Source organism: Variovorax frigidus (genome assembly GCF_051216515.1).
GTDB lineage: Bacteria > Pseudomonadota > Gammaproteobacteria > Burkholderiales > Burkholderiaceae_C > Variovorax.
The window spans coordinates 125,095-150,503 of record NZ_JBPJZF010000011.1; the positions used below are offsets into that span (position 1 = coordinate 125,095).

General features: G+C 67.3%; 13 protein-coding genes. 2 read left to right on the forward strand and 11 right to left on the reverse strand.

The genetic code is table 11. The features are described 5' to 3' along the window. Window positions 1-9: 9 nt before the first annotated feature. The 4 genes from ACSFBC_RS27355 to ACSFBC_RS27370 form a co-directional block, all read right to left on the reverse strand. Complete coding sequence (locus ACSFBC_RS27355) at window positions 10-2,472, reverse strand: TonB-dependent siderophore receptor (protein WP_435513481.1); 2,463 nt, start codon at window positions 2,470-2,472, stop codon at window positions 10-12. Between the two features lie 109 nt (window positions 2,473-2,581). Continuing rightward, window positions 2,582-3,550: a FecR family protein gene (locus ACSFBC_RS27360; RefSeq protein WP_435513482.1), complete on the reverse strand. Its 969-nt coding sequence runs from the start codon at window positions 3,548-3,550 to the stop codon at window positions 2,582-2,584. An 18-nt stretch (window positions 3,551-3,568) separates the two neighbouring features. Beyond that, a complete protein-coding gene (locus ACSFBC_RS27365; RefSeq protein ID WP_435513483.1) occupies window positions 3,569-4,108 on the reverse strand; it encodes a sigma-70 family RNA polymerase sigma factor in 540 nt (179 codons plus the stop codon). A gap of 70 nt (window positions 4,109-4,178) precedes the next feature. Then, window positions 4,179-4,622 carry an Lrp/AsnC family transcriptional regulator gene (locus ACSFBC_RS27370; protein WP_183025354.1) on the reverse strand — a complete coding sequence of 148 codons (444 nt, stop codon included), beginning with the start codon at window positions 4,620-4,622 and terminating at the stop codon, window positions 4,179-4,181. A gap of 121 nt (window positions 4,623-4,743) precedes the next feature. Between ACSFBC_RS27370 and ilvB the strand changes: the two genes are divergently transcribed. Beyond that, window positions 4,744-6,537, forward strand: a complete 1,794-nt coding sequence (ilvB, locus tag ACSFBC_RS27375; RefSeq protein ID WP_435513484.1) for a biosynthetic-type acetolactate synthase large subunit — start codon at window positions 4,744-4,746, stop codon at window positions 6,535-6,537. Window positions 6,538-6,579: 42 nt separating this feature from the next. Here ilvB and ACSFBC_RS27380 read toward each other — a convergent pair whose 3' ends face one another. Continuing rightward, window positions 6,580-7,407, reverse strand: a complete 828-nt coding sequence (locus ACSFBC_RS27380) for a hypothetical protein (protein ID WP_435513485.1) — start codon at window positions 7,405-7,407, stop codon at window positions 6,580-6,582. A 312-nt stretch (window positions 7,408-7,719) separates the two neighbouring features. Between ACSFBC_RS27380 and ACSFBC_RS27385 the strand changes: the two genes are divergently transcribed. Continuing rightward, window positions 7,720-8,088 carry a VOC family protein gene (locus tag ACSFBC_RS27385; protein WP_435513486.1) on the forward strand — a complete coding sequence of 123 codons (369 nt, stop codon included), beginning with the start codon at window positions 7,720-7,722 and terminating at the stop codon, window positions 8,086-8,088. Between the two features lie 24 nt (window positions 8,089-8,112). Here ACSFBC_RS27385 and ACSFBC_RS27390 read toward each other — a convergent pair whose 3' ends face one another. The 6 genes from ACSFBC_RS27390 to ACSFBC_RS27415 all read right to left on the reverse strand — a co-directional run bounded on the left by ACSFBC_RS27390 (window position 8,113) and on the right by ACSFBC_RS27415 (window position 25,399). After that, window positions 8,113-9,009, reverse strand: coding sequence for a LysR family transcriptional regulator (locus ACSFBC_RS27390; protein WP_435513487.1), 897 nt, complete (start codon window positions 9,007-9,009; stop codon window positions 8,113-8,115). A gap of 91 nt (window positions 9,010-9,100) precedes the next feature. Further along, entirely contained in the window at window positions 9,101-10,072 is a 972-nt protein-coding gene (locus ACSFBC_RS27395) for a Bug family tripartite tricarboxylate transporter substrate binding protein (RefSeq protein ID WP_435513488.1), read from the reverse strand. Between the two features lie 88 nt (window positions 10,073-10,160). Next, the gene (locus ACSFBC_RS27400; RefSeq protein ID WP_435513489.1) at window positions 10,161-11,633 is read right to left on the reverse strand and encodes an FAD-dependent oxidoreductase; all 1,473 of its coding nucleotides are present in this window, start codon (window positions 11,631-11,633) and stop codon (window positions 10,161-10,163) included. Between the two features lie 51 nt (window positions 11,634-11,684). Next, the gene (locus ACSFBC_RS27405) at window positions 11,685-13,163 is read right to left on the reverse strand and encodes an aldehyde dehydrogenase (RefSeq protein ID WP_435513490.1); all 1,479 of its coding nucleotides are present in this window, start codon (window positions 13,161-13,163) and stop codon (window positions 11,685-11,687) included. Window positions 13,164-13,536: 373 nt separating this feature from the next. Then, window positions 13,537-14,121, reverse strand: coding sequence for an RNA polymerase sigma factor (locus tag ACSFBC_RS27410; RefSeq protein ID WP_435513491.1), 585 nt, complete (start codon window positions 14,119-14,121; stop codon window positions 13,537-13,539). A gap of 16 nt (window positions 14,122-14,137) precedes the next feature. Continuing rightward, window positions 14,138-25,399 carry a filamentous haemagglutinin family protein gene (locus ACSFBC_RS27415; protein ID WP_435513492.1) on the reverse strand — a complete coding sequence of 3,754 codons (11,262 nt, stop codon included), beginning with the start codon at window positions 25,397-25,399 and terminating at the stop codon, window positions 14,138-14,140. Window positions 25,400-25,409 lie beyond the last annotated feature (10 nt).

Below are 25,409 nucleotides of genomic sequence, written 5' to 3' on the forward strand. Positions count from 1 at the left end.
GCGACCCGCCTACCAGGCGTACGACAGCGTCGCCGTCACCGTGCGGCGCGCGCCGTAGTTGCAGGGCGAGCCCACCGTCATGAGGCAGTGCGACACATAGCGCTTGTCGGACACGTTGGCCGCCGTCAGCCGCAGCTTCGCGCCCTTGTAGCGCGAGCCCAGCGCGCCGAGGTCGTAGGAGGCGCCCAGGTCCCAGAGGAACAGCGAGGGGATGCGCAGCTCGGGCAGGTAGGCCGCGGCCGTGTCGTATGCCGACATGTAGCGGCCGCCCATGCCGGCCTCGAGGCCGGCCACGCTCGCGAAGCGGTACTGGATCCAGGCCGAGGCCTGGTGGCGCGGCACCTGCAGCATGTTGCGGCCCAGCGCCACGGCGTTGTTGCTGCGCGTGACCTTGGAATCGGTGTACGCGTAAGCGCCGATCACGCTGAGCTGCTTCGACAGCTCCGCCTTGGCCTCGAGCTCGAGCCCGCGCACACGCTGCTCGCCGGTCTGCACCGAGAAGCTGCTGTTCACCGGATCGGGCGTGCGGCCGTTCTGCAGGTCGTTCTGGTAGACCGAGGTGGTGACGAAGCCCCAGCCCGCGGTGGGCTCGTACTTCAGGCCCGCCTCGATCTGCGCCCCCTTCTGCGGCCGGAACGGGGTGCCGAGCCGGTCGACGCCTGCGGTCGGCAGGAAGGAGGTGGAATAGTTGGCGTACGGCGCGAGGCCGTTGTCGAACACGTAGGTGATGCCGAAGCGGCCCGTGCTCGCGGCATCGTCGGTGACGACCGTGAGCGGGGTGCCGATGCGGTTCGTGGTCTCGAGCTTCGACTGGTCGTGCCGCAGGCCCAGGGTCGCGATGAAGCGCCCGAGCCGGACCTGGTCCTGCAGGTAGAGGCCGGTCTGCGTCACGTCCTGCGCGCTCGAGTTGGTGAAGGCCGTGGGCCGCAGCACGGCCTGCCCGTACACCGGGCGGAAGATGTTCAGCGTGGGCACACCCACCGCGCTGTTGGCGAAGTTGTACGAGAGCTTGCCGCGCACATGGTCGACGCCGGCCAGCAGCGTGTGGGTCGCGGCGCCGGTGCGCAGGCGCGCCTCGATCTGGTTGTCGACCGAGAAGGAGCGCACATCGTCGTCCGAGATGGCCGACACGCGGTTGAGGGTCTGGCCATCGGCCTGCAGCGCATTGAACGGATGCGCGCGCACCAGGAACATGTCCTGCTTCGCATGGCCGTAGCGCAGGTTCTGGCGCACCGACCAGGTGTCGTCGAAGCGATGCTCGAAGGCGTAGCCGATCGACCGGTAGTCCCGGTGGAAGCTGTCGGTCGAGGGCTCGCCCAGGTAGACGCTGCGCGGGATCTGGCCCGCGGGGTTGCGCCGCAGCGTGCCCTGCACCGGGTAGAAGCGTGCGCTCATGAGCGGATCGTCCTTCTGGTAGTAGGCCTGCAGCGTGAGCGAGGTGTCGGCCGAGGGCCGCCAGGTGAGGCTGGGCGCGATCAGCGTCTGACGGTCGCGTTCCAGGTCGACCTGCGTATGCGCCTCGCGCTGGAGCGCGACCAGCCGGTAGAGCCACTGGCCATCGGCATCCAGCGGGCCCGTGAGGTCGGCCGCGACTTCGGCGCCGCCGAAGTTCGTGGTCGACACCTGCACCTCGCGCTGCGCCACCGGCAGCGGACGCTTCGACACCTGGTTGAGCATGCCGCCGGGCACGGCCTTGCCGTAGAGCACCGAGGCCGGGCCCTTGATCACCTCGATGCGCTCAAGCGCGTAGGCGCTGATGCGCGGCACCGCGTAGTTGAGGGGATCGCCGGGCAGCGCGAGGCCGTCGAGCCACTGCATGCCGAAGGTGTCGTAGCCGCGGATGTAGTTCCAGTCGTAGCGCACGTCGAAGCCGTTGGGCTCGGCCACCACGCCGGCGGTGTAGCGCAGCGCCTCGGCCACGGTGCGCGCGCCCTGGTCCTTCATCTGGTCGCGCGTGACGATGTTGATCGCCTGTGGCGTCTCGAGCAGCGCGGTGTCGGTCTTGCTGCCGCTCGCGCTGCGCCGGGCCACGTAGCCGGCCAGCGGGCCGCGCGGGCTTTCACGCTCGGCGTCGGCCGTGACGGTGACCTGCGACAGGGTCTGGGCCGAGACGGTCGTGGCGCCGGCCGACGCCGCGGCCGGGCTCGCGTGCTCGCGCACCGTCAGCGTGCCGTTCGGCGTGCGCAGCAGCTGCAGCGGCTGGCCGGCGAGCGCCGCCAGCGCGGCCTGCTCGGTCGTGAGCTGGCCCTGCACGGCCGGCGCCGAACGCCCGCGCACCAGCTCGGGCGACACCGCGATCGGCTGGCCGCTCTGCTGCGCGATGTTCAGCAGCGTGGCGCCCAGCGGGCCGGCCGGAAGGTCCCAGGCACGGACGGCCTGGGCCTGCGCGCCGAAGGGCAGGCAGGCGACGGCGACGGCCAACGCGGCAGGGGCGAAAGCGAAGGACGCGAAAGGGCGCGATGAAAAGGCCATGAGACGTTTCCCAGGTGTTCGTTGAATGCAGGTTCTCGATGCCTTGTGCAGCGAGCCCGCAAAAAGTGATCACCTGGCGCAAAGAAAAAGAGCCGACAGACGCCGGCCCTCAGTGCGTCGCGCCGGCCTGGATGTCGATCACGAGCAGCCACTGGCCGTAGCGCGTGACGCGGATCGGCAGCGTCTGCGCCAGCGATTCGATCGCGCGCTCGGGCTGGTCGAGCGGGAAGGCGCCCAGCACGCGCAGCCGGGCGGCCGCGTCCGAAATGCGCAGGAAGCCGTCGCGGCGGTAGGGCCGCAGCGCGTCGACGACCTCGCCCAGCGACTGGTCGTCGGCGACCAGCATGCCGCCCTCCCAGCTCGCGAGGCCGGTCCGGCCGGCTTCGGTCGCGCCGATGGATGCGTCGTCGAACAGCGCCGACTCGCCGGCCTGCAAAGTGCGTTCCTCGCCCTGCCGCGTGCGCACGCGCACGCTGTGCTCCAGCACCATCGCGAGCGTCCGCGCCTCGCCCTGCCGCACCAGGAAGCGCGTGCCCAGCGCCCGCACGCTGCCGTGGGCGCCCTGCACCTCGAAGGGCCGGGCACGGTCCGGCGACACGCTGACGATGATCTCGCCCTCGCGCAGACGCAGCACGCGCGCGCCGGCCGAGAAGGCCAGGTCCACCGCAGACCGGGCGTTCATGGTCAGCTGGCTGCCGTCGGGCAGCATGACCGTGCGGCGTTCGCCGGTGCCGGTGCGCAGGTCGGCCAGCAGGGCGCGCACCGGCGCCTGTTCCCTGAGCAGCCAGCCGGTCGCGATGCCGATGCCCGCGAGCGCGACCACGTCGCGCAGCACGCGGCGGCGCGGCCGGCGCAGCAGCGCGGCCTGCATCGCCGGGCCCTGGCGCGCGCCGCTGTCGCGCAGCGGCATGACCGAGCGCTGGACCATGCCGTTGACCTGGGCCCAGGCCTCGGCATGGCGCGGGTCGGCCTCGTGCCAGGCGCGGTGGCGCGCGCTGTCGTCGGCCGTCGATTCGCCCGAGCGCAGCAGCACCATCCAGTCGATGGCGATGTCCAGGGGCGAGGCTTTGCCGGCCATGCGAAGGTGGCGCGGCGCTCAGCCGGGCCGGCAGCAGGCCGCGATCGCCCTGGCCATGGCGCGCCGCACGCTGATCACCGGCATGCCCAGTTCGTCGGCGATCTCGCGGTAGCTCTTGTCCTCGAGCTGGTTGAGCAGGAACACCTGCCGCGTGCGCACCGGCAGGCCCTGCAGCAGCGCGTCGACGCGTTCGAGCGCCTGCAGCACCGCCGCGCACTCCTCGGCCGAAGGCATGAGTTCGTCCGCCACCGTGGCCAGCGCCTCGAGGTAGGCCTGCTCGAGATCGCGCCGGCGCCAGAAGTTGAACAGCACGCGCTTGGCGATGACCGTGAGGAAGGCGCGCGGCTCCCGCAGCTCGCGCAACCGGTCGGCCTCGGCGCGCAGCACCTGCTCGAAGGTGTCCTGCGACAGGTCGGCCGCCTGGTGCGCGCAGCCCAGCTGGCGCCGCAGCCACGACTGCAGCCAACTCTGGTGCTCGCCGTAGAGACCGGCCACCGACACCGGGACCTGCGCGTCGCCGACGGAGGAAACGGGCGGCAGGAGGGAGGCGGCACGCATGCGGGACGACGCAGGGAGTGGATCAAATGAGAATAACTCTCATTGTAGGGGTGCGCGCGCACCCGCCGGTTCACAGCCCCGCCAGCGGCACCGTCGCCTCCTTGAGCACGCGCAGCACGAAGCTCGATTTGCTGTGGCGGATGCCGGGGATCTTGTAGAGCTTCTCGCGCAGCAGCCGCTCATAGTCGCGCGTGTCGCGCACGGCGATGCGCACGTAGTAGTCGTAGTCGCCCGAGACCAGGTAGGCCTCCTGGATCTCGGGGATGGTGGCCAGCACCCGGCCGAATTCGTAGAGCATCTCGTCGGTGTGGCTCTCGAGCGTGACCTGCACGATCACCGAGTCGTGGTACCCCAGGCTGCCCGGGTCGACGTCGATGGTGTAGCGCTTGATCACGCCCTCGCTCTCCAGCCGCTTGATCCGGCTCCAGCAACTGGTGGCCGACAGGCCGACCTCGGTGCCGATCTCCTGCAGCGTGCGGCGCGAGTCCTGCAGCAGGATGCGCAGGATGGCCATATCGATCTTGTCGAAAGATCCTTCGGAGGATTTCTCTTTTGAACGTTGATTCTTCAAGTTGCACGCTCCAAAAGGCGAAAACAAGAAGCACATTCTGCGTCAAAACCCGAAGAATCGAGGGATGAACACCACAGCCCTCGAACGCGATGCGACCGCCCTGCCCCACAGGCCTTCTGCGGCCGAACCGGAACCCGTACGCAACGGCGCGCAAGCCCTGCTGGCCACGCTGATCGAATGCGGTGTCGACACGATCTTCGGCTATCCCGGAGGCGCTGCGCTGCCGCTCTACGACGCGCTGCACGGCGAGCCGCGTCTGCGCCACGTGCTGGTGCGCCACGAGCAGGCGGCCGTGCATGCGGCCGAGGGCTACGCCCGCACCACCGGCCGCGTGGGCGTGGTGCTCGTCACCTCGGGCCCGGGCGTGGCCAACACCATCAGCGGCCTGCTCGATGCGATGAGCGATTCGGTGCCGGTGCTGTGCATCAGCGGGCAGGTCGCGACGGCCTCGATCGGCACCGATGCCTTCCAGGAAAGCGACGCGCTGGGCATGACCCGGCCGGTGACCAAGTGGAACTTCCAGCCGCGCGAAGCCGACGCCATCCCGGCCGCGGTGCGCCGTGCCTTCGCGATCGCGACCGGCGGCCGGCCCGGCCCGGTGCTGCTCGACGTGCCCAAGGACGTGCAGTCCGCGCGCCTGCGCGGCGGCGGGCCGGCATCCATGCCGCGCCGTCTGCCACGCACGGCCCCTTCGGCACCGCCGCACGGCAGCCTGCAGCGCGCGGCCGACCTGCTCGCCAGCGCGCGCCGGCCGGTGTTCTACGGCGGCGGCGGCCTGATCAACTCCGGACCCGCGGCCTGCGAGGCCTTCACGCAGCTGGTGCGCCAACTCAACGCGCCCTGCACCTTGACGCTGATGGGCCTGGGCGCGTTCCCCGCGTCCGACCCGCGCTTCGTCGGCATGCTGGGCATGCACGGCACGCTGGAAGCCAACCTGACGATGCACGACGCCGACCTCGTGGTCTGCGTCGGCGCGCGCTTCGACGACCGCGTGACCGGCAAGCTCGACGAGTTCTGCCCGCACGCACGCAAGATCCACATCGACATCGACCCCGCCAGCATCAACAAGGTCGTCAAGGTCGACGTGGCGATGGTCGGCGACTGCGCCGCCGTGCTCGAGGCACTGCGGATCCTGCCCGCACTGCAGGACCTGCCGGCCGAACGGCTCGCACCCTGGTGGCAGCGCGTCGAGCGCTGGCGTGCGAAGCGCTGCCTGGACTTCGCGCCGCGCACCGACGTGATCCTGCCGCAGCAGCTCATGCGCTCGCTACAGCAGGCCGTCGGCGGGCGCGATGCGATCGTCTCGACCGACGTCGGCCAGCACCAGATGTGGGCCGCGCAGTACCTGCGCTTCGACCGCCCGCGCCGCTGGCTCACTTCGGGCGGCGCCGGCACCATGGGCTACGGCCTGCCGGCGATCATCGGCGCGCAGATCGCGCACCCGGACGCGCTGGCGGTGTGCGTGAGCGGCGACGCGTCGGTGCTGATGAACATCCAGGAGCTGTCGACCGCGATGCAGCACCGCGCGCCGGTCAAGCTGGTGCTGTCGAACAACGGCTACATGGGCATGGTGCGCCAGTGGCAGGAACTCAACCACGGCAACCGGCTGAGCCACAGCTGGAACGAGGCGCTGCCTGATTTCGTGGCGCTGGCGCGCGCCTTCGGCTGGGGCGCGCGGCGCGTCGCCGATCCGGCCGAGCTCGACGCGGCGCTGGCCGAATGCATGGCCCACGACGGCCCCTTCTTCCTCGACGTGCAGGTGGCCGCGCAAGAGAACTGCTTTCCGATGATGCCGGCCGGCCAGGGGCATCACCGGGTGATGCTGGGGAAGGACCGCTGGTACGAAGAGGAAGGCTGATGCCGCGTTGCGCGGGCGAGATCGGGATGCCGCCGGGCGCTGCTATGCAGCGGTCCGATCGCTGCCTCCCTGCGACGCCGTCGCCAGCCGCGCCGCCCGCCACATCAGCCACAGCATGCCCACCGGCACGATCAGGGTCTGGACCAGGAACACGACCATCAGGTCGACGATCCTGTCGGCCCATGTGCTCGCGGAATCCAGCAGCACCTGATAGCCGGCCTTGAGGTCCGGCAGGCCATTCCACCAGCGCTCGAAACGTTCTCGGATCGTCTCCTTCGACGGCACGGGCAGCGTGGCCGACGCCACTTCCTGCGGCGTGCGCTCGACCAGCGTCAACGCCTTGTCGTGCTTGCCCTTCATGTACCGCTCGTACAGGGCTTCGTTGGCGACGGCGGTCAGGGGCACGGCGAAGCGGGCCAGCAGAAGCAGCACCAGCACCGGCTGCAGCCAGCGCGCATGGCGCCCGCCTTTCAGACATGTGAGCACCAACCAGCCGACGGTCGCGATGCTCAGCAGAGCGGCCACGGCATGGCTGCTGCCGAAGTCGAGCAGCACCAGCTGAACACCGAAGGCCACGCTCGCCGCCAGCATCGCCGTCGCGAAGTGATCGACCAACTGGTTCAGCGGCTGCAGCACCTGGCCTGGCGTGGTGCCGACACCCACGCCACCGGGCTTGATGTCCACCTGCGTGCCCTGCGCCACGGAGATCACGGCGCCGAGCGTGCGTGCCGCCGCGAAGGCGATGAGCGCGCGCTTCATGCCCGCGTCCAGGCTTTCGCGCGCCGGCACGTCGAAGGAGGTGGTCCAGGCGCCGAGCAGAACGATGACGGTCAGGACGAAGGCGAGTGCGCGTCGGAAGTTCGAGGTCATGCGCTGAAGCTTAAAGCGACCTTCCTGCCCGGGCACCGCAAGACCTTGCCGGGTCCTCGTGCTCGGCCCAGGCTTTGGCGGGTTCGAGACTTCGGGGCGTGGACGATCTGCTGCAATCGCTGCGCCGCTTGTTTGGGACGCGGCATCGCGTTGCCTAGAGGCACGGCCGTCGGGAGGATCTCCTGCGGCGGCACGGCTGCGACAGGGGCGTTGCCGTCGGCACGGGTCACCGCATCTATTGACCTGCCGCAAGGCAAGCCTTGGCGAGTGCCGCTAAAACGACGAAACCCTCACAACCTCGCAGAGGCCTTCATGTTCGATCACATCGGTATTCGTGCCAGCGACATCGCAGTCAGCGAGGCCTTCTTTCTCCATGCGTTGGCACCGCTGGGCGTCGGCATCGCCATGAAGGGGCCGCAGGGTGCGGGCCTCGGAAAGAACGGCAAACCATCGCTCTGGATCTACGAGAGCCCTGATCGCCCGACGCCGTTGCATCTCGCTTTCACGGCAGCACGCCGTAGCAAGGTCGATGCGTTTCACCGCGCGGCGATCGAAGCCGGAGGCCAGGACAATGGCGCGCCAGGGCTGCGCCCCCACTACCACCCGCACTACTACGCCGCCTTCGTCATTGCGCCCGATGGCCACAACGTCGAGGCGGTCTGCCATCTGGCGGAAGGCTGAATGGGCGGATCCTGCCTCCGTATTTCATGATTTCGTTTCAACTCCCGGCCTGAGAGTGAATTCGGCGGCGGCCTCTATCACCCAGTGCCGGAAGGCCTGGACGAGCGGGGAATCCCGCTTGTGTTCCGGATAGACCAGGCAATAGCGCTTCTCGTGCTTGAGGCTGATATCGAAGGGAACGACCAGCGTGCCGCGCTCGACATCCTCCTGCACGTAGAAGCGCGGCACCATGCCGACCCCAAGTCCGGCACGCGCCGCATCGATCACCATCGCGTAGAGCTCGAAACTCATGGCCGGTGGTGGCACGACCTGCTGCGAGCCGGCCGCCTCGAACCAGCGCTGCCATGCTTCGGGCCGCGTGCGCTTGTGCAGCAGCGGCAATGCGGCGATCCGGGAAGGCGTCTTGAGCTTGGCGATGTCGAAGTGATTCGGGCTCAGGACCGGCACGACCTCCTCCTCGAACAAATGGATCTTCTCGACACCATCCCAGACCGGATCGTCGAAGTGCAATGCCGCATCCAGGTTGGTGCCACGGAAGGTAAAAGGCTCGGCGCGTTCCGAGAGGTTCACCGTGATGCCCGGATGCTTCTTCATGAAGTCGTGCAGACGGGGCAACAGCCATCGGCTCGCAAAAGTCGGAATCACTGCCAGCTCCAGCACCCCGCCGGCGCCCTTGTGCTGCATCAGCGACTTGGTGTGAAGCTCGATCTCGTCCAGATTGCCGCGGATGTTTCGTGCGTAGAGGCGCCCTGCGTCGGTCAACACCACCTGCTTCTTGCCGCGGCTGAAAAGCTTGACGCCCAGGAACGACTCCAGCACCGCGATCTGCCGGCTGACCGCACTTTCGGTCAGGAACATCTCGGCGGCCGCGCGTGCAAAGCTCTCGTGGCGCGCCGCCGACTCGAACAACGACAGCGCCACCGTGCTGGGAATCTTTCGCTTCATGGAAATCAGCTTCCTTGGGTCGGACGGCCATTCTTGATCAAGACGCCGGGCACCACCCCGGCAACGCCTACTCCTCCACCTTGATGTTCGCGGCTCTCACCACCGCTCCCCAGCGCGTGTTCTCGCTCTTCACAAAGGCGCCGAACTCACGGGGTTCGATGTTCGACGGGGTGTAGCCGATCTCCGTCATGCGGGTGCGCGCCGACGGATCTTTCACGACCTTGTCGATCTGCGCCTGGAGCGCCTCGATGACCGCGGGCGGCGTCTGGGGCGGCGCGAGAATCCCGAACCACGTGTCGGCATCGATGGCGTAGCCGAGTTCCTTCAACGTCGGCACATCGGGCAGTCCGGGAAAGCGCTCCGGCGAGCCCAGCGCATACAGCTTCAGCTTGGTGCGGCCCGCCACCGCGAGCGGCGTCGGGACGAATCCGTACTCCACCTCGCCGGACATCACGGCCGACATCATCGGTGCGGCGCCCGCGTACGGCACCTGCAGCGCCTTGACGCCTTCGGCCTTGGACCGCAGCAGTTCCATGCCCATCTGCGACATGCTGCCCGGGCCCCAATGCGCATAGGTCACTTCCTTGCCTCTCGCCTTGGCGACGAAGTCGGCGACGTCCCGCGTCTCGTTCGACGGCTTGGACGCCATCACGAAGCCCATCTTCGCGACGAGCGCAACGGGCTTGAACCCGTCGGGATCGTACTTGACGGCCTTCTTGTAGATGTGCGGCGACACCGAGATGAAATCCGCGGCGGCGAACAGCAGCGTGGTCCCGTTCGCTTGCGCGCCGTACACGTAGTTCGCGCCGAGGATGCCGTTCACCCCGGGCCGGTTCTCCACGATCAAGGGCTGTCCCAGTGCGCTGCCGACCTGCGAGGCCACGAGGCGGGCCAGCACGTCGGTGCCCCCGCCGGGCGCGTAGGGAACCACCAGCCTGATGGGGCCTGGCGGCACCCATGCCGGGGCCTGCGCCAGACTGGCCACGGCAACGCAGCCTGCAGCGATGAACGCAAGGCCGCGCGAGATGAATGAAAGCATGTCTGTCTCCTGTTGATTCTTCGACGTACGGCCGCGTGCGCCCTCGAAGCGGAGGCGTTGGCGGGAACCGGCGGTTGGCAAGGGCGCGCTATGCGCCACGGGTGAGGCGGGCGGCGTGTTCGCCCGCGAGTTTTCCGAACACGGCACCTCTCAGCACCGACGTGGCACCGGTGTAGATCTGGTGGTAGAGGCCAGCAGCCTCCCCCGCCGCATACAGGCCGGGAATGGTTCGTCCATCGTTGTCGATCACCTGGCCGTCGCGGTTGGTCTTGACGCCGCCGAAAGTGAAACAGATGCCGGACATGACCGGGTATGCACAGAACGGCCCCTTATCGAGCGGACGCGACCAGTTCGACTTCACCGGCTCGATGCCCGTCGTTCCGAGGCCATCCACCTCGAGCGGCGAGAACGCGCCCTGCGGGCATGCGGCGTTGAACGCGCTCACCGTCGCCAGCAGTCCCGCTTCGTGAATGCCGCAGAGCCTCGCAAGCGCGGCCAGCGAACCGGCCTCCAGCGGCGGCTGGTCGGTGCGGATGCCCTTCTTCCAGTTCGGGACGTCATGGATGCGCTGGTCGTAGACCATGTAGGCGATGCCGTCGGGCTGGTCCTTGATGGCACGCGAGATGTGGTCGTAGTGCACGTCCACCGGACCGGGTGCCTCGTCGACGAAGCGATGGCCGTTACGGTTGACAAGCAAGCCGTAGGAGAAGCTCATCACCAGCGGCTCGACCTGCGCCGAGCGAGGGTCGAGGGGTTCGGCATGGTAGGAGCCGAAGTCGCCGGCCGGCGCGCCCCCTGCATCGAGCGCCATGCGGATGCCTTCGCCCTTGTTGTAGTAGCCGCCTCGCGCCACGGGCCGCAGGTAGCGGGCCTCCGGCCCGATGTAGCGCGTCAGCATTTCGGGGTTGCCCTCGAACCCTCCGGTGCCCAGCACCACGGCACGCGCCGAGACGTGGCGTACACCGCCGTCGGGCCCGACCGTCTCGACCTTCAACCCGCCCTGCTCAGGCATCCGCTGCAGGTGCTGCGCCGTGGTTTCGTAGCGGATCGACACGCCCCTGCGAAGGGCTTCGTCGCGCAGCACCTCGATCATCGCGAGACCGCCGCCCACCGGCATCAGCCGCGGTGCGGCCGCCGTCACGAAATAGGTCGGCAGCGCCGCGAAGCGCACGCCGAGGCGCTTGAGCCATTGAACCGTGGGCCCGGCCTGCACTGCGAGGGTCGAGATGAGTTCCGGATCCGCCATGCCGTGCGCCTTGACGTAAGGGGGCCAGTCGCCATAGGCGGCTGCCGCGTGCTGCACGATGGCCGGATCGATGTGGTGCCCGGCATTCGCGACCAGCAGGTCCTCGAAGTCGTCGCTGACCTCGTCCTCGCTCTTCATGCGGAAGTAGGACTCGGTCCACCGTGTGTTGCCGCCGAACTCCTCAGGCGTCGCGCGCTCCAGAATCACGACCGACGCACCCGCGGCCGCCGCGGCAACCGCAGCGCTGAGACCGGAGATGCCGCAACCGACCACGAGCACGTCGCAGTGATCGTCGGCCAGGGAAGTTTCTTTCATGTCTCCACTCTCTTTCTTCTTGCACTTCTCTTCGTGACCAAGGTCGTGCCTTCAGTACTTGCGGATGAAAGGATCCGGCATGTCGAGATCCGTCGAGATCCAGACACTCTTCACCTCCAGGAATTCCTTGACCGCCTCGACCCCGCCCTCGCGTCCCATGCCGCTGTCCTTGTAGCCGCCGAATGGCGTGGTGAAGCTGGTGGAACGATAGTTGTTGATCCACACGGTGCCGGCCTTCAGGTGTTCCGACATGTGCATCGCACGATGCAGGCTTTGGGTCCAGACGCCGGCGGCGAGGCCGAAACGGATGTCGTTGCCGATGGCGATCGCCTCCTCCTCGTCCTTGAACTTGAGCACGGACAGAACAGGTCCGAACACCTCCTCCTGCGCGATGCGCATGCGGTTGTTCACGCCCGTGAAGATGGTGGGCTCGACGAACTGGCCCGCACCGTAGCCGGGTCCGCTGCGCACATTGCCGCCGAAGGCGCATGTTGCCCCCTCGCCCTTGGCGATCGCGATGTACTCCACCACCTTGTCGAACTGCGGCCGCGTCGCCACCGGGCCGACCTGGATGTCAGGCAGCGCAGGATCGCCCAGCTTGGCCTTCGAGGCGATCGTGATCAGGCGCTCGACGAACTCGTCGTGGATGCTCTCCTGGAGCAGCAAGCGTGAGCCCGCCATGCAGGTCTGCCCGCCAGCCGAGAAGATACCGGTGATGACGCCGTTGGCCGCACGTGTGAGGTCGGCGTCGTCGAACACGATGTTGGGTGACTTGCCACCGAGTTCCAGCGTCACGCGCTTGAGGTGCTTCGCCGCCGCGACGCTCACGCGGCGCCCGCCCTCATCGCCGCCGGTGAACGCTACACAGGCGACATCGGGATGCGCCACCAGCGGTTCGCCGACCTCCTTGCCGAAGCCCGTGACGACGTTGAACACGCCCGGAGGGAAGCCGGCCTCGACGAACAGCCGCGCCAGTTCGAGCAGCGACACCGAGGTGTGTTCCGACGGCTTCGCCACGATCGCATTGCCGGCCGCCAATGCGGGTGCGAGCTTCCATGCGGTCAGGAGCAGCGAGGAATTCCACGGTGTGATGGTGCCGACCACACCTACCGGCTCGTAGCGGGTGTAGTTGAACACCTTCGGCTTGTCGATCGGGATCACGGCGCCCTGAATCTTGTCCGCGAGGCCGCCGTAGTAGTAGAAGTACTTCGCCATGTACGACACCTGGCCCCGCACTTCCGTGCGCAGCTTGCCGTTGTCGCGGGCCTCGGCCTCGGTCAGCACATCCAGGTTGGCATCGATGAGCGTGCCGAGCTTGTGCAGGAGCATGCCGCGCTGCGTCGCCGACATCTTCGACCAGGGGCCTTCCATGGCTGCCTTGGCGGCCTTCACGGCGCGATCGACGTCCTGTGCATTTCCTTCCGGAATACGTGCCCAGGCTTCGCCGGAGAAGGGATCGAGCGAGTCGAACCATTGCTTCGAATCGGGCGCCTGCCACTCGTTGTCGATAAAAAGTTGGTACTGCTGCATGCCCTGCTCCGTGGATGTGTGTGAGGCGGTTGACTGATGAGCTTCAGTTTCCGATTTCGCACATCGGCGCACAAACGAGAAGTCCTGACCCTCTCATGAGGTTTCGTCATGCGTCGGGGGGTGGCCATGGGTTTCCGTCGAGGGAATGGAAATGCAGGCATATGTGATGCCGCGGCCTGCAGCGGGAGCTGAGCGTGTCAGATGCGGAACAGCAGAGAACTGCGTTCGCAGTTGTTCTCGAGTCGTCTCAGCTGCTCCGCAGCCGGACGGTAGTGAAGAAGAGCCGCGCAGCTTGGAGCAGCGGCGCTCGCCACCGGAGCCCTGCGCCCCCATCGGGTGGGCGTTATGGTCGGTCAGGCAGGCGTCGCCCCCGTCAATGCGTGGGCCCTGCCCGCCCGTCCGCGGCGAGCCCCGCGGACTCCAGCGGGCACAGGAGCGCCAGGGCCTGGCGCAGCGTGGTGTCCACCCGCCGAAGCGACAGCCCGTGCCGCACCGCCACCTCGTGTCGCGTCAGTTCGTGCACCCGCAGCGCCACCAGGATGTCCTGGTGCCGATGGGGCAAGCGTTGCATCGCCCGCTCCACAGCACGTAGACCGGAACGCGCCTCGGCGATCAGTTCGGGCCCCGGCGAATGGTCCGCCATGCTTGCGAACTGCTCCTCGGCGTCGCTTGCATTTTGCCAGGGGCGCTCCGCGCGCAGCCGGTCCATGGCGGCATTGCAGGCCACGCGGTAGATGTAGGCCATTGGGCTCTGCACGCCGCCGACGAGGCGCGCATCGGCCAGCCGCAGCCAGGCCTCGTGCAGGCTCTCGGTGGCGATGTCGTCGCAGCCCAGGTGCCGCGCAAGTCTGCGATGCAACCGCGCGTAGTTCTGCGTCAGCACCGCCTGGAAATCAGCCTGCAGGGCAAGGCCTGGCCCTGCAGCCTGGCCGCAGGACTCACATGTCAGCGTGCGCATGGGTCGATGGCATGGACTAGCGTCCACGCGGCAGACCGCGGCGCTCGCCCTCGCTCAGGCGTGCGATCTGCGCATCGGTCAAGGCGCCGTGCCCCACCATCTGGACAAAGCCCGACGCGTCATAGCTCGTCTGCTCTGCCGGCCTGCGCCGTGACTCGCTGCCGCCCGTGCCGCCGTCTACCGGCTCGTTGCCGAAGCCCAGCACGCGCACCGTGAACACCGAGGGCAACGCCTGACGTGCCGCCACGCGCTCGCGCTGCAAGACCTCCTGCGCCGCGCCAGCGGCTTGCGAGGCGGCAGCACTTGCATTGGTCAAGGCGCCCACGTTCACCGCCGCCACGGTCGGAATGCCGATGGCCTCGCCCTTCACGGCGACGTTGGCCGCGTTCACCACCTGCAGCGCCGCGAGGTTCACGTTGCCCGAGACGCGTATGCCCGCCTCCCCTGCGTCGATGGTGCCCAGCGGCGCGATCAGGTCGATGTCACCGGCCGGCACCTCCGGAATCGGCGCCAGCGTCGCGATGCCAGCGCCCGTGCTCGGCACATCCGACGACAGCGTGACGTTGCCCCATTGGTCGTAGACCCGCTTGGGCGGCGTGTACACGATGGTGGTTTTGGAACCCCGCCCGGCATTGATGTCGCCTTCAGCCGACCAGCCCATGACGTGGCCACCGAAGGTGGTCATGATCCGGCTCTGACCCAGCAGGATGCTGCCCAGCGAATACAGCGCGATGTCGCCTTGGCCCTGCGTGATGACACCGGGAATGACACCGGCCACGGGCTGGGGCGCTTCGCCCTCGATGCCGAAGACCTGCTTGCCGCCTGGAGTGAGCATGGTGATGTCGCCGCCGAACAGGGTGTTGACCCCGGCTGCGCCGTACATCGTGATGTCGCCCTGGTAGCTGATCTTCTGGCCCTGGGCATCCTGTGTCGGAAACAGCGCCGCGATGGCGTTGCGGCCGCGCAGATAGCTGCCGACGCGAGCGCTGTCGGGATCGTTGTATTCGCGGCCGCCGGCCTTCAGTTCGGCGAAGTAGACGTTGCGGGCATAGACGCGCTGCTGCTCGGGGGCCAGCGCGTCGTAGAACGTTTGCGCATCCTGCGCCGCACCCGCATAGGCGAAGCGGTTGCGCAGCCAGTTCACCAGATGCAGCTGGCTCGTCTGTGCATAGTCCTGGCGCAGGTCGCGCCGGGGCTGATCGGTGGCGGCATCGCGCTGGGCTTGCAGACCCGCGAGGAAGGCTTCGGCACCGGCCTCATCGTCGGTGTAGCCATGCTGCTCGCGCAGCCAGCCAGCCAAGGTCAGTTCACGGTTGTAGAGGTAAGGCACCTTGCCGGGCTGGCTGGCCAGCGATGCGCCGCTGTCCGCCAGATTGCCCGGGGTCAAGTAACGCCGGGCGAAGCCCACATAGTCCGGCCCCGAAGGACCGACCCCGGCCTGCATGACGACGCTGGCGCCTGGACGCAGGTCCCCGGCAACGACAGGACCGAGGCTCACGACCGAAGCCTTGTCTTCCATCAGGATGTTGCGCCCGGCGGTGATCTCCAGCGTCCCCGGCCCGGCCACGTTGAAGGCGCTGTAGAGAATGTCCCTAGCGGCGGATACGACGGAGACATCGTTCGGATTGCTATGAACGAACAGGTTGCCACGGCTTTCGCCGTTGTAGTCCCCGTTGTAGCCCGACAGGGAAGGCAACGTCGTGGGCAAGCCCAGATACGTGCCTGAACTGACAATGTCGCGCCCCGCCCGGATCCATACCGGGCCTGCGGATTCATAGCGGACTCCCTGCCGCACATCGCTGAACGTCAGGATTTCACCGCTGCGCAAACCCACGATGTCGCCTTGCTGGGCGTAAAACCGGGCCGGCTCTGCCTGGGACTGCTGGCGCGCAAAATCGGTCGAGTCGCGGAAGGCGAACAGTGAAAGCCCCTGCGCGGCGGTGGCCGACACCGCATCACCGCCCAGGTTGTTGATGGCGCTGTTCTGGGGATCCCGCCCACCGTCAAAAGCCGGTGCGAAAGGCGTCGGGATCGACCCAAGGCTTTCCCCTGATTGATTGACCGCATAACCGCTGGCGTAGATCGAGTCCCCGGCCAACATGGCCAGCCTGCCTTTGCTCGACGGCGCCAGCAACAGCGAGTACGCGGGGTTATTGGCCTGTGCGTTGGCGCCCAACGCCGACGCACCTAGATAAATGCTGCCGTTGGCCGCCACCACGCCCAGTTTGGAAGGGAAGATAAAGCGCCCGTCCGAACTGGAGTAGTTCACCCCTCCCAAGGGCACGAGCGCGCTGCTGCCAACCGTAAGCGATGCAGTCTGCGTGCTGGGCGTCAGACTGCCGCCTGCGGAGAACAAGTCGATGGCAGTACGATCGGTCCACAACGAGAACCAGGCGACGCCACTGCCATAGTCTTTGCCGTTGTAACGGAACGCCTGGGTATTTTCGGTAGTAATACGCCCCGGGTCGCCCGTCCCCGCCAACACCAGGTCGCCCCGGGTCGACAGGTTGGCCGTGGCATCCCCCAGCATCAGGGTGATCCCACCGGTGGCCGTGCCCAGGCTTGCGGTATACGGCGAGTAGGCTCGGCTTTCCTTGGCGTCCTGGTTCCCCTTCAGGCTGCCGTAGTTCAAGGCGATGCCCCCCAGGCTGCCCGCCTGCAGGTTCAAGGCGCCACGCAGGTTTGTCAGCACGCCGTTGAGGCTGAGCACCTGCTGGGTATAGTCGGCCGACAGCGTGCTGGAGTTGTTTACATTGCCGCTCGCACGGGCATCCAGCCCGGGGTTCAAATCCCCCCCCATACGCACATTCAGGTCACCACCGCCGGTCAGCAGCAATTGGCCATCGACGACCCGCCCGGTGCTGCCCACCGCCAACACCAATCCTTCGCTGCGCGGCGCATTCACCCCGCCACGGGAACCGCGACGCGTCTGCATGCCGCCATCGCCGCCCAGGTCCAGGGTCAGGTTGCCGCCACCCAGGGCGCCGACACCGGTGAAACCTACAAGCCGTGGGAGCAGGTCTATCTGTGCGGCGTCTTCGAACAGACTGTGGGCGCCGTATGTACCTTGTACATAAGTGCCGAAGTTGATCCACCAACTGGTCGGCGTAGGGGTCACACCCGCAGTGTCGCCCGTGCCTTGACGCCACAACCAGTTACCCAGATTCGCACTGTTAAGTTGGCTGCGGCCATCATTGGCAGTTGCCGCGTCGGTGCGCGGCGTCCAGAGGTCGCCCGTCAGGCTACCGCCCGTGCGCAGCAACACGTTGCCGCCCCCATCGGGGTACCAGGCGGCGTAAGGGCTGGCAGCGCCTCCATCCACCAAGGCCTCATACGCCTTGGCCGCCTTGCCCAGCACCGTTCCATCCGCCGAGGTGGCACGGGCCCGGTCAAAGTCCGCGGCGGCAGTGCCTGCGCGAGATGCGCTGGAAGCGCCTGCGGTATAGATGCCGTAGGGCGATTGCATCGACAGGTTGCCCGCAGCGATCAGGTCCAGGTCACCGGTGCCGGTGCGCAGCACGCTGAAATGCTGGCTCACGGGCGAGACCAGTTTTACCGGACCCACGATCACCTGCTCGGGTATTGCTGGAGTGGGTTCGCCCAGGGCAATGCAGAAACCTGCTTCAGCGCAAAAGGCTTCATCCTCGGGCGAGACTGGTTGGCCGGGTACTTTTTCGTAAAGTTCGCCGAGTGCGTCCCACACGTATTTGACGCGGACGCAGAAGTCCGGCTCATCACACTGAATGGCATCGGATGCCGGCACCGGAGTACCCGCCTCGAAACCAAACAGTTCCTCGGCAAAATCAGTCCAATACCAGGCGCCGCCTGGCTGGGCTGGCTTCCCCGGGATGATGGTCTTGCTATGGGTTTCGTAGATGCCGTAGTGCGTGTCGGCCAGGGTCAGGTCGCCGGCAAAGGCCGGCTGGATCGAGCGCGTGTCCGCAGCCTGGGTATCGGCACCGGACACCAGGCGCAATGACCACGACTGCGAGCCTTCGGCCAACATCGGCGCAATGGCCCAGTTCTGGCGCGCCGTGGCGCCGGTCACGGTGCGCAACGGCACCGACAGCGCGCCATCGGGCAGTTTGAGGTCCGTGCCATACGGGATCAGCGCTCCGACATTGAGTGCAAGGCTCTCGGCCAGCACCACACCGTCGGCCGCACTGCCGGTCACCGGGCCACGGCTGGGCAACGGCACGCCCGCCGGCCAGGTCATCGCGCGCAGGGAGGCCGCGCCCGCCAGCACGGTGCCCGCGTCCAGTTGCGTGCCGGCGGCCAGCATCACGGGTTGTTGCAATAGGGTGCCTGCGGCATACAGCAGGTTGCCGGTGCTGTCGCGCACCGCCGCGCTCAACACGGTATTGGCCGGCAGCGTCAGGGGTGCGTCGAGGATGCCCTGGGTGGGCAGCACCGTGCCTTGGGCCAGTTTGGTGGCCTGGATCGGCAACGGGTAGTTGAGGGTCTTGCCCGTGGGGAACGCACTGCCCGCTGCCAGCACCACGCCAGGGCCGGGCACGATCACATCGGCACCGAACCCTTGCAGACCGGGGGTCAGCACCCAGCCGTTGTCGTCCGGGGTGGCCGGCGGCGGGGCAAAACCGTCGTTGATGCTGCCGTAGACGTCCAGGTTGCCACCGGCACGCACCACCAGGCTGCCGACCTCGCCCGAGCCGTACAGCGACGTCTTCTGCGTGTTGGGGTTGACGCTGGCGTAGCGCATGCCCGACAGGTCCAGGTCGCCACTGACCACGAGATCGCCTTCGGTGACGATTTCCACGCCTGGGCGCAGGTGGAAGGCATTCCTGTAACTGCTGTTGTTCAAACCCGCGAGCTTGCCTTTCATCAGCCCGTCGTTGTTCAAGGCGTTGTTGATGAAGGTTTCGGCAAGGTCGTGTTTTTTCCTCAGGTAGCCCTGGTCGATCCACTGATACGGTCGGCCACTGGCCGACGGCTCGGTGCCGACCGGTGCATCGGTGTAACGGGCCACCGCGTTGACCGCGATGGAACGGGCGCCCAGGATATGGACCCGCCCGCTGGCATCGATGGCCACGTCATTGGCATTGAGGCGTGGCGCATTCAGCTCCAGGGTGCCCCGGGCCAAGCCGTCGTATTGCCCCGGGGCGTTGCCCGCAACCGCGGCCGTGCCGTGGCGCAAATCGATGTGCACGCCATCGGCCAAGGTCAATTGGCCGTCCCCGCTGTTGAGCTCGACCATCGCACGGTTGGGCGCGTCGATGATCTTGCCGTAGCTGTCGACCCGCAATGCCCTGCCGTGGGCATCCAGCACGGCGCTGCCGGCGAGGGTCAGGCCCTGCTTGCCGGCCAGGCGAATGGTGCCGACCCGCTCGCCACTGGCGTCGATGGTGCCCACCACCGTCAAGCTGCCGTTGTCCACCGAGACGTTGACCTGATTGGCCTTGAGCTCATCGCCGATCACCAGGTTGCCCTGCTTGAGCTGGAAGCTGCGCGAGCCGAACACCTGCCCCTGGTTCAAGCGCTGGTTCAGCGCGGCGAAATCCCCCACCTGCTGCGCGCGGATGTCCACCCCGCCCGCCTTGTACGGCACCAGGGTGCCACCGGCATCGTAGTAACCGCTGCCACCGGCACGAATCTGCCCTTGCAGATCGACCTGGCCTGCTGCGGCGTCCACGGCCACGGCCTTGAGCAAGCCACCCTGGTTGAATGGGGCCGACAGGTCGATGAGCGCACCCGCCGCCTGGCGAATGTTGCCGTGCCGGCTTTCCAGGCTGACGTCACCGCCCCAGCTGTATTTGCCGACATCGTTGATCTGCACTTTGCGGCCACTGAGGTCCAGACGCGAAGAAGCGCCCAAGGTCAGCGCCTCATCGGCGCTGAGGGTCAGCTTGCCGCTGGGCAGCACCACCGACGTGTCGAGGGCCACGCTGCGCCCGGACAACAGCAACTCGGCGCCCAGCGCGTCGATGGCCGCCGCATCCACCGGTGCCGCGCCGCTGGCCGGGGCCATGACGGTCACTGCGCCACCGGCGGTGATCCGGTTGACCGAACCGGCTTCGCCCGTGAGCAAAGGCGCGGTGATGCTCAGGTTGCCGCCGCTGTAGGCAAAACCCTTGCCGGCTTCATAGGCCCCCTGCGACTGATGCACCGCCAGGCTGCCTTTGTGGTTGGCCGTGATGCGTTCGCTCGCGTTGAGGTTGACGTTGGCAAAGCCCAGGGTCATCCGGCTGTTGTCGGCCAGGCTGTCGGGCTGGGCATTGGGGCCGTAGCCGAATTCGATGCGTCGCGCCTGCAGTTCCAGGGTGCCGCTGCCGGTGCCCGCGCCATTGCTGATCACGGCCGGCGGCGCGCTGGTGTTGCCGCCCCACACCAAGGTGCCGGTCTGGATCAGCGCCACGTCACCCGCGTTGCCATGGCCATAGATCGCCGGGGTCGTGAGCAGCAGCTCATCGAGCAAGGATTTACCCGAGCTGTCGAGGGTGCTCAGGGTGGTGGTGCCATAGAAATTCAAGGACTGCCCGGCGGTCAGCGCCAGGCTTTGCAAGGCTGGCGCGCCGTTGGCGGTATCGCCGCGCAGCAGGCGATCCATCACTTGCTGATTGAGGGTCAAGCCCGACGGCAACGCCCCCCGTGCGGCAGCATCGGCCAGCGCCTCGGCGCTGCCGACGTTGATCCCGCCCACCGCCAGTGCCAGATGGCGAGTGCCGTAGCGCACGCTGTCGCCCAAGGCAAACCGGTTGGTGGTCGCAAAGGCAATCGAGCCCTCGGAATACAGTGAGGTTTCACCGCCGCAGGCACCTGGATTGCACTGGCCGATCAGGATGCTGCCCGGTCCAGTAAAACCATCCCCGTGGGTCGGGGCCAGCATTTGCAAGCGCCCATTGGAGACCGCCAGCACACTGCGATTGCCGGGCCGATAGATAAAGCCATCGTCCGAGTCGTAGGCGGCCTTGCCGCGCCCCAGGGTGTTGATCGATGCACCTTGCTCGATCTCAATGGCGCCCGAAGACCGCCCCGACATCAAGAATACCTCCGGCGCCGCCAGGGTCGCGCCCTGACGCACGACCACCGAAGTCGCGTAGGCCCCCTTGTCGAATCCTACGAAGTTGCCACCCTGGCCATACGCCACCGTCATGTCGCCGCCCACCACCAAACGGGCAGCATCCAGGGCATTCAAATCGCTGGCACGCACCGACACCATCGACGGCGATGTACTGGCCTGGGCGCTGTCGGAAATCACCTCTATGTCGCCGCCTGGTACCACGTAGACACTGGCACCAAATCCGCCCTTGGCGGGTTCAAAGCGTCCCTCACCGTCAAACGTGAACCCCAGATCCTTTTGCCCGGCAATCAGTTGCAGGCGCAAGGTTTTTGCATCGGCCTCCAGTGCGGCGCGTGGTACGCCCAGCCGCACAGCGTCAGCGCGAACAAAGTCCGCGTAGCGAGTTTCGTTGTACTGGGAGTAACTGCGCAATACCGCCGCCGGGGTGACGATCACCTGGCTCGACAGGCTGTCGCGAATTCCGGTATGCGCAATCGACAGGACGCCTTCGGTTGACCAGGAGCCGTTCTTCATGGCCAAGGGATGTGGCATCGACCCGGCGGCAAACGCGGGTGCCAGACCGTTGATCTCCACACGAAACGCCCCCGGCAACAGGGCGTAGGTGGACGGCAGCAAGGTGTAGATGCCCGCCGGCAGGCCGGGAACGCCGGCACCGATACTGATTTGTTGCCCCACCAGCGGCTGGATTGCGCCCGGCTCTCCACCACTGGGCGCGACCCCCGGCTGCGCGCCGGAAACGATCGCATAGACCGGGTTGGTGGCCAGCCCCGGCAAGGCAAAGCGCCCGTCCGCGCCGATTTGCACCAAGGGGCTGAAGCGTGCATCGGTGGAGCCGCCGCGCCCGGAAACAAACGCCGCGCCGAGCAGTTCACCGCCACCGGAAAGGTCCAGCACCGCGTCCTGCTGCACATTCAGTGAGCGTCCCGTCAGTTGCAGGCCAACCGCCAAACTGCCGGAATTAGAGGTGCCACCGACGCCCAGCAACTCCACCTGCTTGCCGTCGTACTGCCAGGTCACACCATCGACCGTCCCGCCATACGGCAGCACCAGGCCCCCGGCGCTGACGGAGGTCAGGCTGCCAGGCAGCAGGTCGATCACTTTGGTCGAACGAGTGATGCCACCATCCACACCCAAGGTGAGCTTGCCCATGGGTGCCCGCAGTACACCGCCTTGTTCAATCGTCGAGGCACTCAACAACAAGCTGCCGAACACGGAATCAGGTTGCGCAGGGGCCGTACTGCCGACCCTGCCGATGCGCAAGGTACGCGTCGGGTCAAAGTCGCTGTTGAGCCCCGCAAAGCCGACCGTGACCTCGGCAACGGTCCCGGTGGCCGGGTAAATCTGCGCCGCCGTCAGGTTCAGGTCGGCCTGGGTGGTCAAGGTGGTCTTGACCAGAGACGTAGTTCCCGCCAGAAAACGCATGTCCCCCTGGCTGACCAAATGGGCCTGATCGAAAGCGCGACGGTCAATGGTGTCTGCCAGCGCTTTGGAGCGCTCGGCATGGGCACCGAAGTTGACGCTGTCGCGCACGTCCAGCACGTTCGCGGCCTCCACCCTCAATAGGCCTGCCGCGCCCTGAGTGGAAACGCCGCCCTGGACCGTCGGGCGAACGGCGCTGTCGGTGCCCGCATCGTTGTTGCCGACACCGGCCAGGCGCACATACGGTGCCGCCAGCAGCACTTGGGACTGCCGGGCCGCGCCATCCGTCAAGGCCATGGCCCCGGAATACAGGCTCAGGCTCTGCCCCAGACGCAGGGACACGTCACCATGGAAGCTGATCAGGCCATTGCTCAGCAGCGACAGGTTGTCGAAGCCGCCGGCGTTGACCTGGCTGACGGTCAGCCGGCCATGGCCGTAAGCCAGGGTGCCGGCGACCGATTCGGGAGTGCTGCCGTCCGGCAACGACTTGCCGGGATCGGCGGCACTGACGATCAATTCACGGGCTTGCCGCACGCGGGCGGCGGCTGCCTCTGGGTACAGCGGTGCTTCCAGGGCCAGGCTCAAGCTGCCGCCCGCAGCACCTGCGCCGCCGCTGTTGGCCTTGAGCGTTCCGTCGAGGTACACGCCATTGTTGGACGCCAGGGAGATGTTGCCGCCGCGGCTGGCGATCACGCTCGGGCCGACGCCGGGCAGGTCCAGCACCGCCTGGGTGCCGGAGGCGTCAAGACGCGCGCCGTCGCGGACCACCACAAACAGGTTGGCTGCGGTGGCGATCCCGGTGGCCGGGTCGATATCGCCGCCGATCACGATGTTGCCGCCCTGCCCCACCACGCCGTAGCGACGGCCACGGCTGTCGACTGCGGTTGCCGCCCGCGCGGCCGCGTCCAGCACCGCGTGTTCACCGATCCAGATCGAACGGCCATGGCCCTGGGCTTCAACGCTACTGGCCACGGTGGGTTCTATGCTGACGCCACCCAAGGTGATGCTGCCCCCCCAGGCATTCAGGGTGCCGTCCACGGTCAGCTGTCCAATGCTGCGTACGCTGATGGACTGGCCCGGGTCCACGTTGATCTGGGCGCCATCGCCGATGCGTGCTTGCGCCATGGCCATCTGCGTCGCCGTCGACAACAGCGTGCCGACTTGCAGACTCAGGCTCGCGCCCTTGCGGGGGGTCAACACGCCCTTCGTGGGGTTGTCCTGGTAGGGGGGCGGCGTCCAGATTTCCAGTGCACCGTGCGGGTCCGTGCCACTTGCCACGCCTTGTGCGCTTTCATTGAGGCGGTACACCGGCGAAGTCACGGCGACCTGGGTGCCATCGGCGACCAGCAAACCTTCATTGCCGGTGATGTCATAGGCGCCGAAGCCCTTGTCGAAGAACCCGCTGTCGAGTTGCAACGTGCCGGCTTGGGGGGCGACAGCCTGGTCGCTGATCACCACCTTGCCGGCCTGCACGCTCAGGCGCCCGCCGCCGTTGACCCCGTACCCGAGCAACGCCCCGTTCAATACCAGATTGCCCAGGCTGCCAGCGGTGTTGGCGTTGGCCGCGAGCGTCAGGTCACCACCCTTTCCGCCCGTGAGCCGGCCCTTGGCATCCAGTGCCGCGCCGGAGGACACGTCCACCCGGCTGCCCGCCTCAAGGGTCACATCGCCAGTGCTGCGCACCGCCACACTGCCGCCATTGAGGTAGGGCAAGCGGCTGCCGTCGCTGGCGTCGAGCCGCTGGTTGCTCCACAGCCCGCCGGCATCGAGCAGCACACCTTCGGCCACCGTCACACCTGCCGTCGTCCGCGCCGGGGCAGCCAGCGTCGTGTCCTCGATGCGCGCACCGGCACTGACCTGGTGCAGCACATTGCCCAACCGAATCGTGCCGCCATGGGCCGTGAGATCGGCGTTGACGTCGATCTTCGGCCCATACAGCGTGATCTCTCCCGCGTTGCCCACCGTCAGGTCGTTGTCGACGGTGATGCTGTTGACCGCGGCGATCTTCACGCCGCCCAAGCCGGACGCATTCAATCGATCGGTGTCCAGGAACAGCGTGCCCTGCCGCTCCAGCGACAGCGTGGTGCTCAGGTCCAGCCCGGCGGCGATCTTCTCCGCGGTGTTGTCCAAGACGACGTTCTGCACCGTGTTCGCATCGCCTGTCAGCCGGTGCCGGAACGTGGCGCTGTCCTTGACGTAGTACGGGATGTAGCTGCCGACGACCAGTTGCCCGCCACGTGCCGCCGCATTCTGCGACTGGTTGTAGCCGTCGAGGTTGATGTTGGGCGCCTGCGTCTGGCGCACGCCCTGGAAGGTGTCGCCGACGATGTCACCCTCGATCACCGCGCTCTTCGTCCCGACCACCAGCAGGCCGGCGTCGCGGCCCACGGTGTAGCCGCTTTCCAGCCTTCTCTGCGATGCGATCAGCGGGCTGTAGTAGTAGTCGGTCGCCTTCTCGCCCCAGCGTTCGTGCCGGTCCTCGAAGCCCTTGTAGACCCCGGTGTAGCGCTGGTCCCCCGGGGCCTTGTTCACTTCGTACAGCCGCCCATCGGCACCCTTGAGCCACGTCTGTCGAAGGAAGCCGGTCTGCACATCGATCGTGCCGCCCGAGAGATTGATGTTCGAGCCCGCCTGGGTGACCACATCCTTGCCGCCGAAGCTCACCGTGCCGCCCTGCGCCATCCATTCGCCGACCGTGTGCCCCTGCGTGCCCAGGTAGCCGCCGACCTCCAGCAGGCCGCCCGCGGTGTACCAGCGGTCGCTCTCGTAGCCGTTGGTGCCCTTGGGCACGAACACCAGGCTGCGCCGGTCGATCCACACGTCGTTGCTG

What these genes read in the sequence shown, in the direction of transcription:
- ACSFBC_RS27355 (WP_435513481.1), bottom strand. Translation starts at nt 2,472, where the DNA reads ATGGCCTTTTCATCGCGCCCTTTCGCGTCCTTCGCTTTCGCCCCTGCC.
- ACSFBC_RS27360 (WP_435513482.1), bottom strand. Translation starts at nt 3,550, where the DNA reads ATGGCCGGCAAAGCCTCGCCCCTGGACATCGCCATCGACTGGATGGTG.
- ACSFBC_RS27365 (WP_435513483.1), bottom strand. Translation starts at nt 4,108, where the DNA reads ATGCGTGCCGCCTCCCTCCTGCCGCCCGTTTCCTCCGTCGGCGACGCG.
- ACSFBC_RS27370 (WP_183025354.1), bottom strand. Translation starts at nt 4,622, where the DNA reads ATGGCCATCCTGCGCATCCTGCTGCAGGACTCGCGCCGCACGCTGCAG.
- ilvB (WP_435513484.1), top strand. Translation starts at nt 4,744, where the DNA reads ATGAACACCACAGCCCTCGAACGCGATGCGACCGCCCTGCCCCACAGG.
- ACSFBC_RS27380 (WP_435513485.1), bottom strand. Translation starts at nt 7,407, where the DNA reads ATGACCTCGAACTTCCGACGCGCACTCGCCTTCGTCCTGACCGTCATC.
- ACSFBC_RS27385 (WP_435513486.1), top strand. Translation starts at nt 7,720, where the DNA reads ATGTTCGATCACATCGGTATTCGTGCCAGCGACATCGCAGTCAGCGAG.
- ACSFBC_RS27395 (WP_435513488.1), bottom strand. Translation starts at nt 10,072, where the DNA reads ATGCTTTCATTCATCTCGCGCGGCCTTGCGTTCATCGCTGCAGGCTGC.
- ACSFBC_RS27400 (WP_435513489.1), bottom strand. Translation starts at nt 11,633, where the DNA reads ATGAAAGAAACTTCCCTGGCCGACGATCACTGCGACGTGCTCGTGGTC.
- ACSFBC_RS27405 (WP_435513490.1), bottom strand. Translation starts at nt 13,163, where the DNA reads ATGCAGCAGTACCAACTTTTTATCGACAACGAGTGGCAGGCGCCCGAT.
- ACSFBC_RS27410 (WP_435513491.1), bottom strand. Translation starts at nt 14,121, where the DNA reads ATGCGCACGCTGACATGTGAGTCCTGCGGCCAGGCTGCAGGGCCAGGC.